Origin of the sequence: Nocardia sp. NPDC059236 (assembly GCF_042754085.1) — a bacterium.
GTDB lineage: Bacteria > Actinomycetota > Actinomycetes > Mycobacteriales > Mycobacteriaceae > Nocardia.
Genome location: NZ_JBHZAF010000011.1, coordinates 130,771 through 144,445 on the forward strand (window position 1 = coordinate 130,771; position 13,675 = coordinate 144,445).

Consider the following 13,675-nt stretch of genomic DNA (forward strand, 5'->3'; position numbering starts at 1 on the left):
GATCCTTTCCTCCGGCTTCAGGGGGCCTCGATGAGCGCGGCCATGCCCTGTCCGCCTCCGATGCACATGGTTTCCAGCGCGAAACGTCCACCGCGGCGACGCAATTCGTGCAGCACGGTGGTGAGTATGCGTACGCCGGTCGCGCCGATCGGATGGCCGAGCGAGATTCCGGACCCATTGACGTTCAGGCGGTCGGCGATCTCGTCGTGCTTGACGCCCCATCCGGCGAGCACGGCCAGCACCTGGCAGGCGAAGGCCTCGTTCACTTCGATCAGGTCGAGGTCTTCGAAGGTGAATCCGGTGCGGGCGAAGAGCTTCGCGACCGCGGGCACCGGTCCGATGCCCATGGTCGCCGGTTCGCATCCGGCCGCCGCCCACCCCCGCAGGAACCCCAGCGGCTCGAGCCCGAGTTCGTCCAGCTTGTCCTCGGCGACGATGAGGCAGGCCGCGGCGGCATCGTTCTGCTGGCTGGCGTTGCCCGCGGTCACAGTGCCGCCGGGTATGAGGGGCCGCAGCCTGCTCAGCATTTCGGGCGTCGAATCCGGCCGGATGCCCTCGTCTCGGGCGAATACCACGGGATCGCCCTTGCCCTGCGGGATTTCGACGGTGACGACCTCATCGGCGAACTTCCCGTCCTGCCAAGCCTGTGCGGCGCGACGGTGGCTGCGGGCGGCGAAGGCGTCAGCGTCGTCACGGCTGATGCCGTACTGCTGGGCCAGGTTCTCGGCGGTCTCGATCATTCCGCTGATCGCACCGAATCGCCATTCCGGCTGCGATCTTTCGCGGCCACGGTCGAGCCGGTCGTACATCGCAACATTGCCGGCCCGGTGCCCCCAGCGCATGTCGGTCGTGTAGTGCTCGATATTGCTCATGCTCTCGACGCCCCCGGCGACCACGACGTCGGCCGCGCCGGTCTGCACCATCATGGCGGCCGTGACGACCGCCTGAAGCCCGCCACCGCAGCGCCGATCGGTCTGAAAGCCGGGGACTTCGACCGGTAGCCCGGCGTGCAGCGCGGCCCAGCGGCCGATGCACGGCGCCTCCGAGTTGGCATAGGACTGCGCGAATGCGACGTCGTCGATGCGCGCCGGATCGATGCCGGATCGCCGCACCAGCTCACGCAGGACGGTCGCCGCGAGTTCTTCGGCGGGCATCGACCGCAGGGCGCCTCCGAAGGCGCCGACGGGGGTGCGCAGGGGGCTGACTATCGCAGCTCGTCTCATGCCGGTACTCCAGGCTTGTCGAGGGCCGCTTCGAGCGCGGCACGGTGGTCGGGGTGGGCGATGGCCAGCATCGATTCGCGGCGCTCGCGTAGCGTGCGCCCGCGCAGGTCCGCGATACCGAATTCGGTGACAATGATTCCGGCGTCGGAGCGGGCGGTACTGGCAGGTCCGTTGAGCGCGGCCACAATCCGGCTCCCTGCACCGGCGGTCGCGGGCAGGGCGACAATGGGCAGCCCGCCTCGTGATCGGGCCGCGCCGCGCAGGAAATCGGCGCCTCCCCCGACCGCTCCGACATAATCGGCGCCCGCGGTTTCGGCATTGATCTGGCCCGACAGGTCCACTTCGATCGCGGAATTGATGGCGACCAGGCGGTCTTGGCCAGCGAGTACCTGGGGATCGTGGGTATAGCGTGTCTCACGTAGTTCGATCGCCGAATTGCCGTCAGCGAAGTCGAACAGCCGTCGACTTCCCATCAGAATCCCCGCGACGGCTCGCCCTGTGTCGATGCTCTTGAACCGGTTGGTGATTGCGCCCTTTTCCATGAGGTCGGCAACCGCATCGTTCAGCAGCCCGGAATGGACACCCAGGTCCAACCGCTCGCCGAGTGCGGCCAGCACCGCCTCCGGAAGCGCGCCGATGCCGAACTGCAGTGTCGCCCGGTCGTCGATCAGCGAGGCAACATTGCGCGCGATCGTCTCGGTCACCGAATCCGTGGTGCGTGGCCGCATTTCCGCCGGGGCCCGGGACGTTCGGACTACGACGTCGAGATCTCGATCGGTGAGGTACCGCAGACCGGCGGTGCGTGGTGCCTGCTCGTTCACTTCCGCGATCACCATGCGTGCGGTGGTCACCGCGGCCGTGATGTAGTCGTGCGCGAATCCGAGGCTGTACCGGCCGAATTCATCGGCCGGCGGCAACTGCAACAGCAGCACATCGACCCGGAGCGGGCCGGTCGTGAGCAGATCGGGCAGCGTCGAATAGTGCGCCGGGATCACATCGAGCACTCCGGCCCGGAACAGGTCCCGGTTCGCACCGCTTCCGCAATACGACACGAACGAGATGTGGTCGGCGTGCTCAGGGCGCACGGTCCGCGTCGCCGGAATCCCGAGAAAGCAACGGAACGAACCGATCTCGGCACGCTGCCGCATCAATTGCCCGGTCAACGTGAGCGGTTCGGCACAAGCCTGCCCCCAGGCGACCATATCGCCTGCTCGGATGTAGCGGCCCAGATCCAATCGTTCCGGGTCGATGTACTGCGTGCACCTCACCGGTCTTCGCGCCACCTGTCGGCGGACGGATCCAGCAGCTGCAGCAGATTGCCTTCCGGCAGCCAGATGATGGTCTCCACCTCGAGCGCGTCCAGGAAGCGCACCCGCCCGGTGCGGTGATCCTCCAAGCGCAGGCGCGGACCGTTGCCTTCATGGTCGACCGAGACCGAGACCTCGGCAAACTCGCTACCCACCACCGCAGTGGCGTGCGGCCCGGTGACTACCCCGGCGTCGTTGTCGGACATCGCAGACTCCTCAGATCAGGAATGCCATGGTCGGGATCGGACGGTCGGCGTCGACGAGGTTGACCTTCTTGTAGGCCAGCCGGATCTCGCCATCGACCACTCGCAGGCGGTAGGTGTAGCGCCCTGCCCACAGCCGAGTGCCGCGCTCCTTCGACTCGGCGGCAAGGAAATTCGCGCCGACGACGGTGTCGCCGTTCTCCACGCCGAGCACCTCCACATTGGAGATGAGGCGGCGCAGGTTCGACGGCGGCGACTGTGCGTACCGTTTGCCGGTGCGCAGCTGCTTGAGCCGGGTCGAGATCCGGCTCCGGTTGTCGAAGATGACCGAGACATGGCTCGACGGGTCGGCCGTCTCGTCCGTGGGCACCCAGTAGAGGGCGTCGTCGGTCCACAGCGCTTCCCAGCCGTCGTAGTCGTGCTCGTCGGCCAGGCGCGCTTCCCGGTACAGGAACTGCTCGATCTCGCGGAGATCGAGGCTGGTCGCGGCTGTCACTTCTGCTCCTCCATCAGCTTCTTGTAGTGCGCCCAGAATCCGCGCATACCGGTCTCGTCGGTCGCTCCGCCGATCGTGAGTCCACGCTCGTCGGTCCGCTCCCGGACAAGTCCGCGACGCAGGTCCAGCCATTCGGGCCGCAGTTGCTCGGCACCGATCTGGTTGCGTTCGTACATTTCGGTGTCGTCGGCCAGCAGCATTCCGGCCGGGCCGACCGAGCCGATCGACTGCGACACCATCCGGGTGTTCAATTCTGGCGCGCCCGCCAGCTGCACGGCCGTCGAGAACTGGATGCACTCGTTCACCGAGACCGGCTGGATGTTGAAGACCTGGATCTCGGCGATGAACAGATTCGGGAAGATCATCACGTGCGGCGCGCCCTCGATGAGGATCTGCTCGGCCGCCTCGCCGTGCAGTTCGCGCATCTTCGAAACGTATTCCGGTACCCGCAACTCCGTGGTTCCGAACCAGCGCATCGGCTCGGCGAAGTTCCGGAATTCGGGGCGCAGGTCGTTCTCGCTGTGCCCGTTGCCGAGGTTGCGGGTCACCGCGGTGGAGTTGTCGCTGTAGAGCGCGCCGATGGGGCTGCCGGTCACGCTGAAGATGGAGCCGTGCACAAACTGGGGGTGGTATCCGTCGGTTTCGTTCTCCGCCAGGAGTTTCCAGTTCGCCCGGGTGCGATGCTGCAGCCAGCCGGCGGTCAGCTCCACCTTGCCCTCGGGAGACAACCGGGCCAGTCGGTCGATCTCACCGGCGGCATTACCGAGGTGTTCGATCAGGCTGGGGCCGTCCTCGGCGAAGCTACCGAAGACGAAGCCCTGGTAGGAATCGACCCGCGGAACCCGGCCCATCGACAGCTCGAGCTTGCCCTTGCCGCCGTAGCCCTTGTTGTACGGGTACCCGAGCAGCTTGCCGTCATTGCTGTAGGTCCAGCCGTGATACGGGCACCGGAACGCGTTGGCGTTGCCCTTGGCGTCCTCGCAGACCAGGTTGGCGCGATGGGCACAGCGGTTCAGCAGCAGGTGCACCTGACCGTCGCCGTCCCTGGTCATCACGACGTCCTGCGGCCCGAACTTCTTGCGGACGTAATCGCCCGGCTGCGGGACCTCGCTCTCGTGGCCGATGAAAACCCAGGTGCGGTACCAGATTCGCGCGAGCTCGCGGGCGAAGATCCGCGGGTCGGTGTACAGCGATCCGTGCACCCGGTCGGGCTGGATCAGGTAGTCGAGGTCGGGTCGCGCGATCGGCGCGGCCTCGGGTTCGGTGGTCGTCACGGTTACTCCTTCTTGTCTCGTTCGTCGGCGGCCGCCGCCAGTTGTCTATGCGCCCAGGCCACCAGCCGGAACTTCTGGACCTTGCCGGTGGGCGTGGTCGGCAGTTCGTCCGCCGTCAGGAACAGGACGTGCTTGGGAACCTTGAAGCGCGCGAGCTTGTCGCGGCACAGCGTTCGCACGCCCGCGGCGTCGATCTCGCCGTCCGGTGCGCGGACGATGCACACGCATCCGGCCTCGCCCCACCGGTCGTCGGGAACCCCGATGGCGAAGACCTGGCTGATGGCCGGGTGCCCGGCGAGCAAATCCTCGATCTCCTTGGGCATCACGAGTTCGCCGCCGCTCTTGTAGAGCTCCTTGCTGCGGCCGACGACCTCCAGATAGCCGTCGGGTCGGACCCGGCCCAGATCTCCGGATCGGAGCCAGCCGTCCTGGAGAGCGGCTGCGGTCTCCTCCGGTTTCCGCCAGAAGCCGGTCATGGTGGTCGGTCCGTGAGATGCCAGCTCCCCCACCGCGTTCGGCGGCAGATCCGCGCCGGTTTCCGGGTCGATCGTCTTGTAGACCGTGAGGGCGTCCGCGCCGGAAACCCCGGCAACGCCCGCCAGCTTCGGCCTGCCGACTGTTTCCGAGGTGTAGGACAGGTCGTCCTCGGGCAGCGTCAGCGTCATCGCGCCACCGCATTCGGTCATGCCGTAGCCGGTGCTGATCTCATCGACCCCCAGTTCGGCCCGCACCCGCTCCCACAACCAGATCGGCGCGGGCGCCGCGCCCGACAGGATGGACCGCAGCGACGACAGGTCGAACTCGCTGCGGCGCGGCTCTTCCAGCAGCGCGACCGACATGGTCGGAACGCACAGGATGTCGGTGGCCCGGTGACGCTGGATACCCTCGAAATAGCGCACCGGATCGAACGCGGTCTGCAAAATGATCGCGCCGCCCACCATCATCGCGGCCAGCAGGCCCTCGACATAACCGAACATGTGATAGCACGGCAGCGAGAACAGGATCCGGCGACCGTCCTCGAAGGCTCGCGTCAAGGCCGACGCGTACGCGGTGCGCAACACCGCGTCGTGCGTGACCAGTACTCCCTTGGGTGATCCGGTGGTTCCCGAGGTGTACAACATGTCGGCGATATCGTCAGGGGCGGCAAGCGATTTCGCCAGACCGCGGGCATGCTCACCGACTTGCGCGAGCGCTTCGACGGTCAGCACCCCCCGACGAGTCCGGCCGTCGGTGGGCAGCTGGACGACACCTTCCAACGCGGGTAGCCCTGACGGGTTGCCCCGCTCCCAACCGGGTGCGATCTGGTCGAGCATGGCCAGGTAGTCGAGCCCGGCGAAGCCGGTCATGGTGATCAGGGCCGAGCACTCGGATTGCGCGAGCACATATCCGAGCTCATCGGGCCGATACAGGTAGTTGAACGGGATGGCCACCGCCCCCGTCTTGGCGATGGCGAATTTCAGCGACACGAACTCCGCGTAGTTCGCCATCAGCAGCCCAACGCGATCGCCATTGCCCACGCCGCCCATGGCCAGGCCGTCAGCGAGCCGATCCGCCCAGTGGGCGATGTCTGCGTAGGTGTAGATCCCGTCGTCGGTGATCACGAACGGCCGATCGGGGAACTGCTCCGCGCAGTGGTCGAGCCAGTCGGCCAGAGTGCGCGGCCGCCACCGGGTGAACCGGTCCCGGAGGTCGGTACGTCGCTGTTCGATGTCCGAGGACATATTCACCTCCTTTTGAATTGAAATTAGATTAACTGAACTTCGCACAGGTCCGCAAGCGCATCCCACGGCAACGAGGTCAGGTCAGCGGACGCAGCACATTCCCGATTATCAGATCGACCAGCTTGAATTTCTGCACCTTGCCCGTAGCAGTGGCGGGCAATTCGGCGGCGACCAGCCAAAGCTGCGGAATCTTGTAGGGTGACAGGCGTTCTCGGCAGTGCGCCACGAGTTCCGAACGCAATCCGTCCCGGGGCTCGGCACGCAGACGCACAACGGCCGCGACTGCTTCTCCCCACTTCTCATGGGGCACGCCGACGACCGCAGCTTCGAGGACGTCCTCATGTTCGACCAGGCAGGATTCGATCTCGGCGGGAGCGATGTTCTCCCCGCCGCGAATGATCAGATCCTTCAGCCGCCCGGTGAGCGTGAGCATTCCGCGTTCGTCCATGCGTCCGAGATCACCGGTGTGCACCCAGCCCTGGGCGTCGACGGTGCGCGCGGTCGCTGCCGGATCGTGCAGGTACTCGATCAGCTGCTGGTGACCGCGGGCACAGATCTCACCGGCGACGCCGAGCGGCTGGATCGCGCCGTCGACCGGATCCACGATCTTGCACTCCACCTGTGGCAGTGGCCGGCCGACCGTATGGACCAGATCATCATGATCGTCGTCTCGCCTAGTCATCGCGAGGACCGGCGCCAGTTCGGTCTGACCGAAGAGATTGTGTATCCGTGCGCCGAACAGTGTTTCGGCGGCTTCGATCAGAGCCCGCGGGACATTCGCCGCGCCGACCAGCACCGTGCGCAGGACCGGCGGATCCGCTTGCGCGCGAGCCGCCTCCACTACCGCCCCGAGCACGGTCGGCACCACGAACAGCAGGTCGGCGTCCTCGGCGCGCATGGCCGTCAAAACCGCAGCGGGCGTGAACTGTTCGATCAGGACCACAGCTCCGCCCAGCCACAGCGGTCCGAGCGTGCCGATCACGCAGGCCGCGGTATGGAACATCGGCAGCGGGTTCACGGCGGCGGAACCACGCGTCGCCTCGGCGGTCTCCATGGTCAGCTTCGCCACATTGACCAGCGAACGATGCCGCAGCAGAACACCTTTCGGCGTTCCGGTGGTGCCGGAGGTGTATTGGAGCATGGCCGGCAGCTCGGGGTCGACCACAAGCAGCGGTTCATCCTCGTGCCCGTCGGACAGCCATCGGTCCCACTCCGACAGACTGATCACCCGGCGCAGCGCTGGACAGTCGGCCCGGGCAGCGGACACCACGGCGGCAAGGTCGTAGTCGCGGCTGCGATCGGCGTGTATCAGCACGACGGAGCGGGAGTGGTTCAGCGCATAGACCAATTCGGCCTGCCGCAGGACCGGATTCAAGGCCACCAGGGTGACTCCGGCCAGCGCGGCACCGAACTGGATGATCGGCCATTCGACGACATTGGGTGCCCACAGGGCCACGAATTCCCCTGGGCGGGTGTGCTTCAGCAGCGCACGTGCCACCCGGGTGGCTTCCTCGTGCAGTTCTCGGTAGGTCAGCCGTCGTTGCGTGCCCGCGCCGTGCGAGTTGCCCACCAGAGCGAGCCGATCACCCATCTCGGCGGCGCGCCGGCCGAGCAGCGTGCCCGCGGTGAGCTCCACAATGGCCGTGGATTCGTCTCGCGGCCACGAGGATTCCAGCAGTACGCCGCTCATCGTCCGCGGAACTCCGGCTTGCGGCGCTCCCGGAACGCGAGCACGCCCTCCTCGAAATCCTCGGTGTCGAACAGGCGGGCTTGGAGTTCGACCTCGCGGTCGAGCACGGTCCAGGGATCGCCCGGCCAACCCGCGAACAAGGATTTGATTCCGGCAATGGCCAGCGGCGGTCCGGCCGCTATGGCCGCGGCGTCGGCCAGTGCCGTATCCAGGGCCGAGCCGGTGTCGGTCAGTTGATCGACCAGACCCAGTTCGTGCGCCTCCATGCCCGAAAGCCGACGCGGCAGCAACATCAGCTGACGTGCTGTCGCGGGGCCGACGCGGGCAGGAAGCGAAGCGAAAATGCCCATGTCCCCGGCCAATCCGACGCCGGTGAAGGTGGTGCTGAAGACGGCGTCGCGCGCGGCGACGACGCGATCGCACGCTATCGCCAGTGACGTCCCGGCTCCGAAGGCATATCCCTCGACCGCGGCGATGACCGGTTTCGGCCCGCCCCAGATGGCTCGGACCACACGTTGTGCGGCCTCGGCTCGCAGCACCGTGCGCTCCGGCGACTGGCGCTCCATCGTCGAGATGTCGCCGCCGGAGCAGAAAGTACCGTTACCGCCGGTCAAGACGATCGCGCGCACGCCGCCGTCGGCCATGGCGGTCTCCAGCACCTCGGCGAGCACGACCCGCAGTTCGAGATCGATGGCATTGCGCTTCTCGGGCCGGTTCAGAGTCACCACCCGCACCGCGCCGTGGTCGGCGGTGAGTACACAGTCGTTCATGCCGCCTACTCCCCGGTGAAGATCGGAGATCGGCGTTCCAGCACCGCCGCCAATCCCTCACGGGCGTCTGCGGTTCCGGACAGCTCGGAAACCACGCGCGCCTCGTGCGGCAGTTGCGCCTCGAGCGTGGCGCCGACGCCGTTCCACAGCAGTCGTTTGGTGGCCGCGAGCGCCTTCGGGGGCGCGGCGGCGAGAGTTCGGGCCAGTCCCCGCGCTTCGTCGAGGACGGCATTGTCCGGCACCACCTTGGTGAGCAGCCCGATCTCCAGTGCTTCGCGCGCGGTCAGCGTCGGATTCGTCAGCAGGATCTCCATGGCCTTGCGCAGTCCGACCAGCTGGGTGAGGGTCACCGAGGCGCCGGCGTCGGGAGCCATACCGACCCGCACGGCGCCGGACATGAATTTCGCCGACTCACCGGCGATCACGAGGTCGGCGGCACACACCAGGCCGAAACCTCCACCCCCGGCGGCGAATCCGTGCACCGCGACGATGACCGGCGGGCGCAGCTGCACCAGAGCGGACACCGCGATCTGGAGCCAGGCTGTCGCCTCGCGCAGATAATCGGGCAGCGCTTCGCCTTTGCTCGCAAAGGTGCGGACGTCACCGCCCGCGCAGAAGTGCGGCCCTTCACCCGACAGGATCAATACGCGCACCGCGGGCTCGCCGTGACAGCGCATGATCGCCGCATGCAGTGCCTGCAGCAGCTCGACATCCATGCCGTTGGCGGCGTCGGGTCGGTTGAGTCGCAACGATGCGACACCGTCCTTGTCGAGGTCCAGCAGTACCGGACCCGAACCGATCAATACCTCGGTCACGACCGAACTCCTTTGCCCTGTGTGAAAGTCGAGATTCCCGCTCCCGCGGAGTCACCGGCCACATGCCCGATGACGGTGTCGAGCTCCATGGCCAGGCCGTCTTCCAGCGGCAACCGGAGTCCCTGATAGACCAACCGCTTGATACCGGCGAGGGCAGCACGTTCCACCCCGGCGAGCCGGGTAACAAACGTCCGCACACCGTCTTCGAATTCCTCAGGCGCGAAACTGCGGTAGGCCAGACCCCATTGTTCGGCCTGGGTTCCGGAAAGCCGCTCGCCGCTGAGGATGTGGCCCAGCGCACGCTGTCTGCCGACCAGCCGTGGCAGGCGCTGTGAACCACCCCCGCCGGGAATCTGCCCGAAGTTCGCGTGGTTGTCGGCCAGCTTCGCGTCCGATCGCACGAGTGCGACATCGCATGCCTGCATGAGCTCGAAACCCCCTGCCATGGCATAGCCTTCGACGACCGCCACCACCGGCACGGGCAGCTCGGCGATGGCGGCGCACGCCCGGCCGAAGTTCTCGAACAGCGGCCGCAGCGCCGCCGCTCCCTCGGCGCGCAGCCGCTCGAGCTCGTGGAAATCGCCGCCCACGGAGAAGTTGCCGCCCGCTCCGCGGACGACGATGACGTTCACCTCTGCGGCCAGCGCCCGCAGGGCGCGTTCGAGCTGAGCACCGAGATCGACCGTGATGGCGTTCATGGCCTCGGCCCGATCGAGAGTGGCATATCCGACGACGCCCTCGACCCGTGTAGTTACGACTGTGCCGGTCACATCAACCGCCCACCGCCGACTTCCAGCACCGCCCCTGTCATATAGCTGGACAGATCCGAGGCCAGGAACAGCACCGCTCCGGCGACCTCGCTGGGCAGGCCCGCTCGCTTCATGGGGATACCGGCTTCGCGTTCGGCGAAGACCTCCGGCGGCATGGCATCGGTCATCGGCGTCCGGATCAGGCCCGGCTGCACGGCATTGATGCGAACGCCCTTGTGCGCCAGTTCCTTCGCCGCCGCTTTGGTCAATCCGACGATGCCCGCCTTGGCGGCACTGTAGTTGGTCTGGCCCGGGTTGCCCGACTTTCCGGACAGCGACGACATATTGACGATCGAACCGCCCCCGGCCTCGCGCATGACCGCCGATGCCGCGCGCACCCCCAGCCACGTGCCCTTCAAATGCACGTTGATCACGGCGTCGAAATCCTCGGGCCGCATCTTGCGCAGCGATGCGTCGCGGGTGATCCCGGCATTGTTGACGTAGATGTCGAGTGCGCCGAATTCCGCGACAGTCCGTTCGATCACCGCGTCCACCGCGGCCTCATCCGTGACATCGCAGCCGATGGGAAGCACCGAATCACCCAGTGCGGCCGCCGATTCCGCGGCCCTCTCGGCATCGAGATCCACCAGTGCCACATTGGCCCCGTGCGCGCGCAGCAGCCGGGCGATTTCCAGCCCGATGCCCTGCGCAGCTCCGGTCACGACCGCGGTGCGGCCCGCCACCAATCCATCCATCACGCGATGTACCTCACGATCGATTCGACGATGCAGGCCGGCTTCTCGCCGCCCTCGATCTCGATGACCGTGGACAGCGTCGCCTGCACGGCACCCTCCAGCAGGGCCACCTCGGCGATGCGCGATCGGCCGCGCACTTTGGAACCGGCCGGCACCGGCGCGGGGAAGCGAACCTTGTCGAGGCCGTAGTTGACCGCCATCGCGACGTTGTCCACCCGATAGATCTGATGCTGGATCGCCGGCAACAGCGACAGCGTCAGCAGGCCGTGGGCGATGGTGCCGCCGAAGGGGCCGGACGCCGCCTTGTCGACGTCGACGTGGATCCACTGGTGGTCGCCCGTCGCATCCGCGAAGAGCCCGATTCGTTCCTGGTCCACGACGATCCAGTCGCTGACTCCGAGCTCCTCCCCCGCCGCATCGGCAAGCTCGGCTATAACATCGAAAACCCTCATGCCCGCTCCACATCGTCGTGTATTTTTCGAATCAAACATAAATTAATCAACATGCTAGGTCAACAGCCCCAGCGCCCGACGGGGCGCGCGAAACCAATGGAGCAGAGCACACCCATGACCTCAACCGACACCCCGGCCAGATTCACCTACACCGCCCGCGACGGGCTCGAAATCGTTGCCTACAAATGGATTCCGGCCGCTCCCCCGCGCGGAATCGTGCAGCTGACCCACGGGATGGGCGAGCACGTGCGCCGGTACCACGACCTCGCGATGACGCTCACGGAGGCGGGCTATCTGGTCGCCGGCCAGGATCATCGCGGTCACGGCGCCACCGCCCGGCCCGAGGCCGGTTACGGCACCATCGGCGCCGCGGGATGGGGGGAACTCGTCAACGACATCCACCTGCTGAACGAGCTGCTCCGGGCGCATCATCCCAGCCTGCCGCTGATCCTGATCGCACACAGCATGGGTTCGTTCGCCGCACAGCAGTACCTGCTCGAGCACAGCGCCGAGGTCGATGCCGTGGTGCTCACCGGCACCGGCCTGGTGGATCTGATCGAACCGGTGGTGGATCTCGATCAGCCATTGGACCTCGCGCTCTTCAATGCCCCGTTCGCGCCCGCCCGGACGGATTTCGACTGGCTGTCCCGCGACGAATCCTGCGTGGATGCCTATATCGCGGATCCACAGTGCGGCTTCGGAATCGACGTCGGCGCACTGAAGGCGCTGTTCGCCGCCGGCCGGGCGATCGCCGACCCGCAGCGCATGCATGCCGTGCGGCCCGATCTGCGCCTCTACATCACCGCCGGTGACCAGGATCCGGTCAACGGACAGCTCACCGGGATCCACACCTTGATCGATCGGTATCTCGCCGCCGGCCTGACCGATGTCGCGCTCAGCATCTACCGCGGCGCCCGGCACGAGCTGTACAACGAGATCGATCGAAGGACCGTGATGGCCGACCTGATCGCGTGGATCGATCGCACTTCGACTGCCCCACCCGGCGAAACCCAATAGACCCGAACACCCCGGTGACCGGGCGATCTCCCCATGTTCCGGCGGTAGTCATTGTATATGAACAGTATGTTCAGTTATGCTGTCGGTCACAGCGTATGAACATGATGTATAGCCACCGAATCTGGTGGGTACCGGGAGTTCACAGTGCGGTCGTCTTCGCGAACAAGCAGCACACGAGCCTCGAGCGCGAAGCGCGGCGTGCCGGTCATACTCGCCGTCGCCGGGATGCTCGCCACGAGCTCGGCCGTCGGCCCGTCCCATGCACAGGAGACGCGTCCCCTGCCGGTGTCTCCGGCGGTGCTCGCAGCGCCGCCGGAGACGACCGTCGGCATCGTGCCCGCGAGTGTCGTTCCTTTCCAACCACATTCGGCTCCATCGAGGGACGAACGACCCGTCGCCGCCGATTCCACACGGCAGGACGTCGCGGCCCCGGCCGGTCCCGGCATCCAGGGGATTCCGGAAATCACCCTGGCCGCGTACCGAAACGCCGAGCTCCAGCTCGATCAGCTCGAACCCGGCTGCGGCCTCGATTGGAGCCTGCTCGCCGGGATCGGCCGTATCGAATCCGGTCACGCCGGCGGTGGGAATACCGACGCGAACGGGACGACGCTGTCCCCGATCCTCGGCCCGGCCCTGGATGGTTCGCTCCCGGGCAACGAGATCATCGCCACTGGCAGTGGCGGTTTCGTCCGCGCGATCGGGCCGATGCAGTTCCTACCGAGTACGTGGAGCGCCTACGCCAGCGACGGCAATGGCGACGGCATCGCCGACCCCGACAACGTCTTCGATGCGACACTCGCGGCCGGCAAGTACCTGTGTTCGGGAGGCCTGGACCTGCGCGACCCCGCGCAGCGACTGCGAGCAGTGCTGCGGTACAACAACTCGACCTCCTACGCCGCCAATGTCCTGCATTGGTCGGATGTGTATCGCGGCGGCGGAGACTCCTCTTCCACAGTGCTGCTGGATCTTCCGGCCACGCCGGCACCGAATCCGGTACCCGCGGACCAAGGGCCCGCGCCGACCCGACCGGCCCCGGACCAGCCCGAACAAACACCGGCGCCCGCCCCCGACTACACTGCCCCGGCAACGACGGCTCCGCCGGCGCAGCCGATGATCACCATCCCGGGCCTGCCCCCGATTCCCTGCGTCATCTTCTGCCCGCCGCCCCCGTCCACGCCCTGATGGGCCCGGCCGATGCACACC

At 66.8% G+C, this 13,675-nt stretch carries 14 protein-coding genes; 2 read left to right on the forward strand and 12 right to left on the reverse strand.

Annotation, left to right across the window (positions count from 1 at the left end; all coding sequences use genetic code 11):
• Positions 1 to 17: 17 nt before the first annotated feature.
• From ACFXIV_RS27640 to ACFXIV_RS27695, 12 genes are all read right to left on the reverse strand, one after another.
• A complete protein-coding gene (locus ACFXIV_RS27640; protein ID WP_379399115.1) occupies positions 18 to 1,223 on the reverse strand; it encodes an acetyl-CoA C-acetyltransferase in 1,206 nt (401 codons plus the stop codon).
• Complete coding sequence (locus tag ACFXIV_RS27645) at positions 1,220 to 2,491, reverse strand: acetyl-CoA hydrolase/transferase family protein (RefSeq protein WP_379399116.1); 1,272 nt, start codon at positions 2,489 to 2,491, stop codon at positions 1,220 to 1,222. The genes ACFXIV_RS27640 and ACFXIV_RS27645 overlap by 4 nt, the downstream gene beginning before the upstream one ends.
• On the reverse strand, positions 2,488 to 2,736 hold the full coding sequence (locus ACFXIV_RS27650) for a hypothetical protein (RefSeq protein ID WP_379399117.1): 249 nt from the start codon (positions 2,734 to 2,736) through the stop codon (positions 2,488 to 2,490). The genes ACFXIV_RS27645 and ACFXIV_RS27650 overlap by 4 nt, the downstream gene beginning before the upstream one ends.
• A gap of 10 nt (positions 2,737 to 2,746) precedes the next feature.
• Positions 2,747 to 3,229 carry an aromatic-ring-hydroxylating dioxygenase subunit beta gene (locus ACFXIV_RS27655; RefSeq protein WP_379399118.1) on the reverse strand — a complete coding sequence of 161 codons (483 nt, stop codon included), beginning with the start codon at positions 3,227 to 3,229 and terminating at the stop codon, positions 2,747 to 2,749.
• Entirely contained in the window at positions 3,226 to 4,503 is a 1,278-nt protein-coding gene (locus ACFXIV_RS27660) for a Rieske 2Fe-2S domain-containing protein (protein WP_379399119.1), read from the reverse strand. The genes ACFXIV_RS27655 and ACFXIV_RS27660 overlap by 4 nt, the downstream gene beginning before the upstream one ends.
• Before the next feature lie 2 nt (positions 4,504 to 4,505).
• Positions 4,506 to 6,230, reverse strand: a complete 1,725-nt coding sequence (locus ACFXIV_RS27665; protein ID WP_379399120.1) for a class I adenylate-forming enzyme family protein — start codon at positions 6,228 to 6,230, stop codon at positions 4,506 to 4,508.
• Between the two features lie 70 nt (positions 6,231 to 6,300).
• Positions 6,301 to 7,914: a class I adenylate-forming enzyme family protein gene (locus tag ACFXIV_RS27670; protein WP_379399121.1), complete on the reverse strand. Its 1,614-nt coding sequence runs from the start codon at positions 7,912 to 7,914 to the stop codon at positions 6,301 to 6,303.
• Entirely contained in the window at positions 7,911 to 8,684 is a 774-nt protein-coding gene (locus ACFXIV_RS27675) for an enoyl-CoA hydratase/isomerase family protein (RefSeq protein ID WP_379399122.1), read from the reverse strand. The genes ACFXIV_RS27670 and ACFXIV_RS27675 overlap by 4 nt, the downstream gene beginning before the upstream one ends.
• Before the next feature lie 5 nt (positions 8,685 to 8,689).
• Entirely contained in the window at positions 8,690 to 9,499 is an 810-nt protein-coding gene (locus tag ACFXIV_RS27680; RefSeq protein WP_379399123.1) for an enoyl-CoA hydratase/isomerase family protein, read from the reverse strand.
• On the reverse strand, positions 9,496 to 10,269 hold the full coding sequence (locus ACFXIV_RS27685; protein ID WP_379399124.1) for an enoyl-CoA hydratase/isomerase family protein: 774 nt from the start codon (positions 10,267 to 10,269) through the stop codon (positions 9,496 to 9,498). Before ACFXIV_RS27685 ends, ACFXIV_RS27680 begins: the two co-directional genes overlap by 4 nt.
• Positions 10,266 to 11,006 (reverse strand): 3-oxoacyl-ACP reductase FabG, encoded by a 741-nt coding sequence (gene fabG / locus ACFXIV_RS27690; RefSeq protein ID WP_379399125.1) that lies wholly within the window; start codon positions 11,004 to 11,006, stop codon positions 10,266 to 10,268. Before fabG ends, ACFXIV_RS27685 begins: the two co-directional genes overlap by 4 nt.
• Positions 11,003 to 11,455, reverse strand: a complete 453-nt coding sequence (locus tag ACFXIV_RS27695; protein WP_379399126.1) for a MaoC family dehydratase — start codon at positions 11,453 to 11,455, stop codon at positions 11,003 to 11,005. Before ACFXIV_RS27695 ends, fabG begins: the two co-directional genes overlap by 4 nt.
• A 114-nt stretch (positions 11,456 to 11,569) precedes the next feature.
• On the opposite strand from ACFXIV_RS27695, the gene ACFXIV_RS27700 reads away from it, so the two are divergent.
• Complete coding sequence (locus ACFXIV_RS27700; RefSeq protein WP_379399127.1) at positions 11,570 to 12,472, forward strand: alpha/beta fold hydrolase; 903 nt, start codon at positions 11,570 to 11,572, stop codon at positions 12,470 to 12,472.
• Between the two features lie 198 nt (positions 12,473 to 12,670).
• Positions 12,671 to 13,654 (forward strand): lytic murein transglycosylase, encoded by a 984-nt coding sequence (locus ACFXIV_RS27705; protein WP_379399128.1) that lies wholly within the window; start codon positions 12,671 to 12,673, stop codon positions 13,652 to 13,654.
• The last annotated feature ends 21 nt before the right edge of the window (positions 13,655 to 13,675 follow it).

Bases quoted from the DNA above. Each gene is read 5' to 3' on its own strand.
- ACFXIV_RS27640 (WP_379399115.1), bottom strand. From the start codon at position 1,223: ATGAGACGAGCTGCGATAGTCAGCCCCCTGCGCACCCCCGTCGGCGCC.
- ACFXIV_RS27650 (WP_379399117.1), bottom strand. From the start codon at position 2,736: ATGTCCGACAACGACGCCGGGGTAGTCACCGGGCCGCACGCCACTGCG.
- ACFXIV_RS27670 (WP_379399121.1), bottom strand. From the start codon at position 7,914: ATGAGCGGCGTACTGCTGGAATCCTCGTGGCCGCGAGACGAATCCACG.
- ACFXIV_RS27675 (WP_379399122.1), bottom strand. From the start codon at position 8,684: ATGAACGACTGTGTACTCACCGCCGACCACGGCGCGGTGCGGGTGGTG.
- ACFXIV_RS27695 (WP_379399126.1), bottom strand. From the start codon at position 11,455: ATGAGGGTTTTCGATGTTATAGCCGAGCTTGCCGATGCGGCGGGGGAG.
- ACFXIV_RS27700 (WP_379399127.1), top strand. From the start codon at position 11,570: ATGACCTCAACCGACACCCCGGCCAGATTCACCTACACCGCCCGCGAC.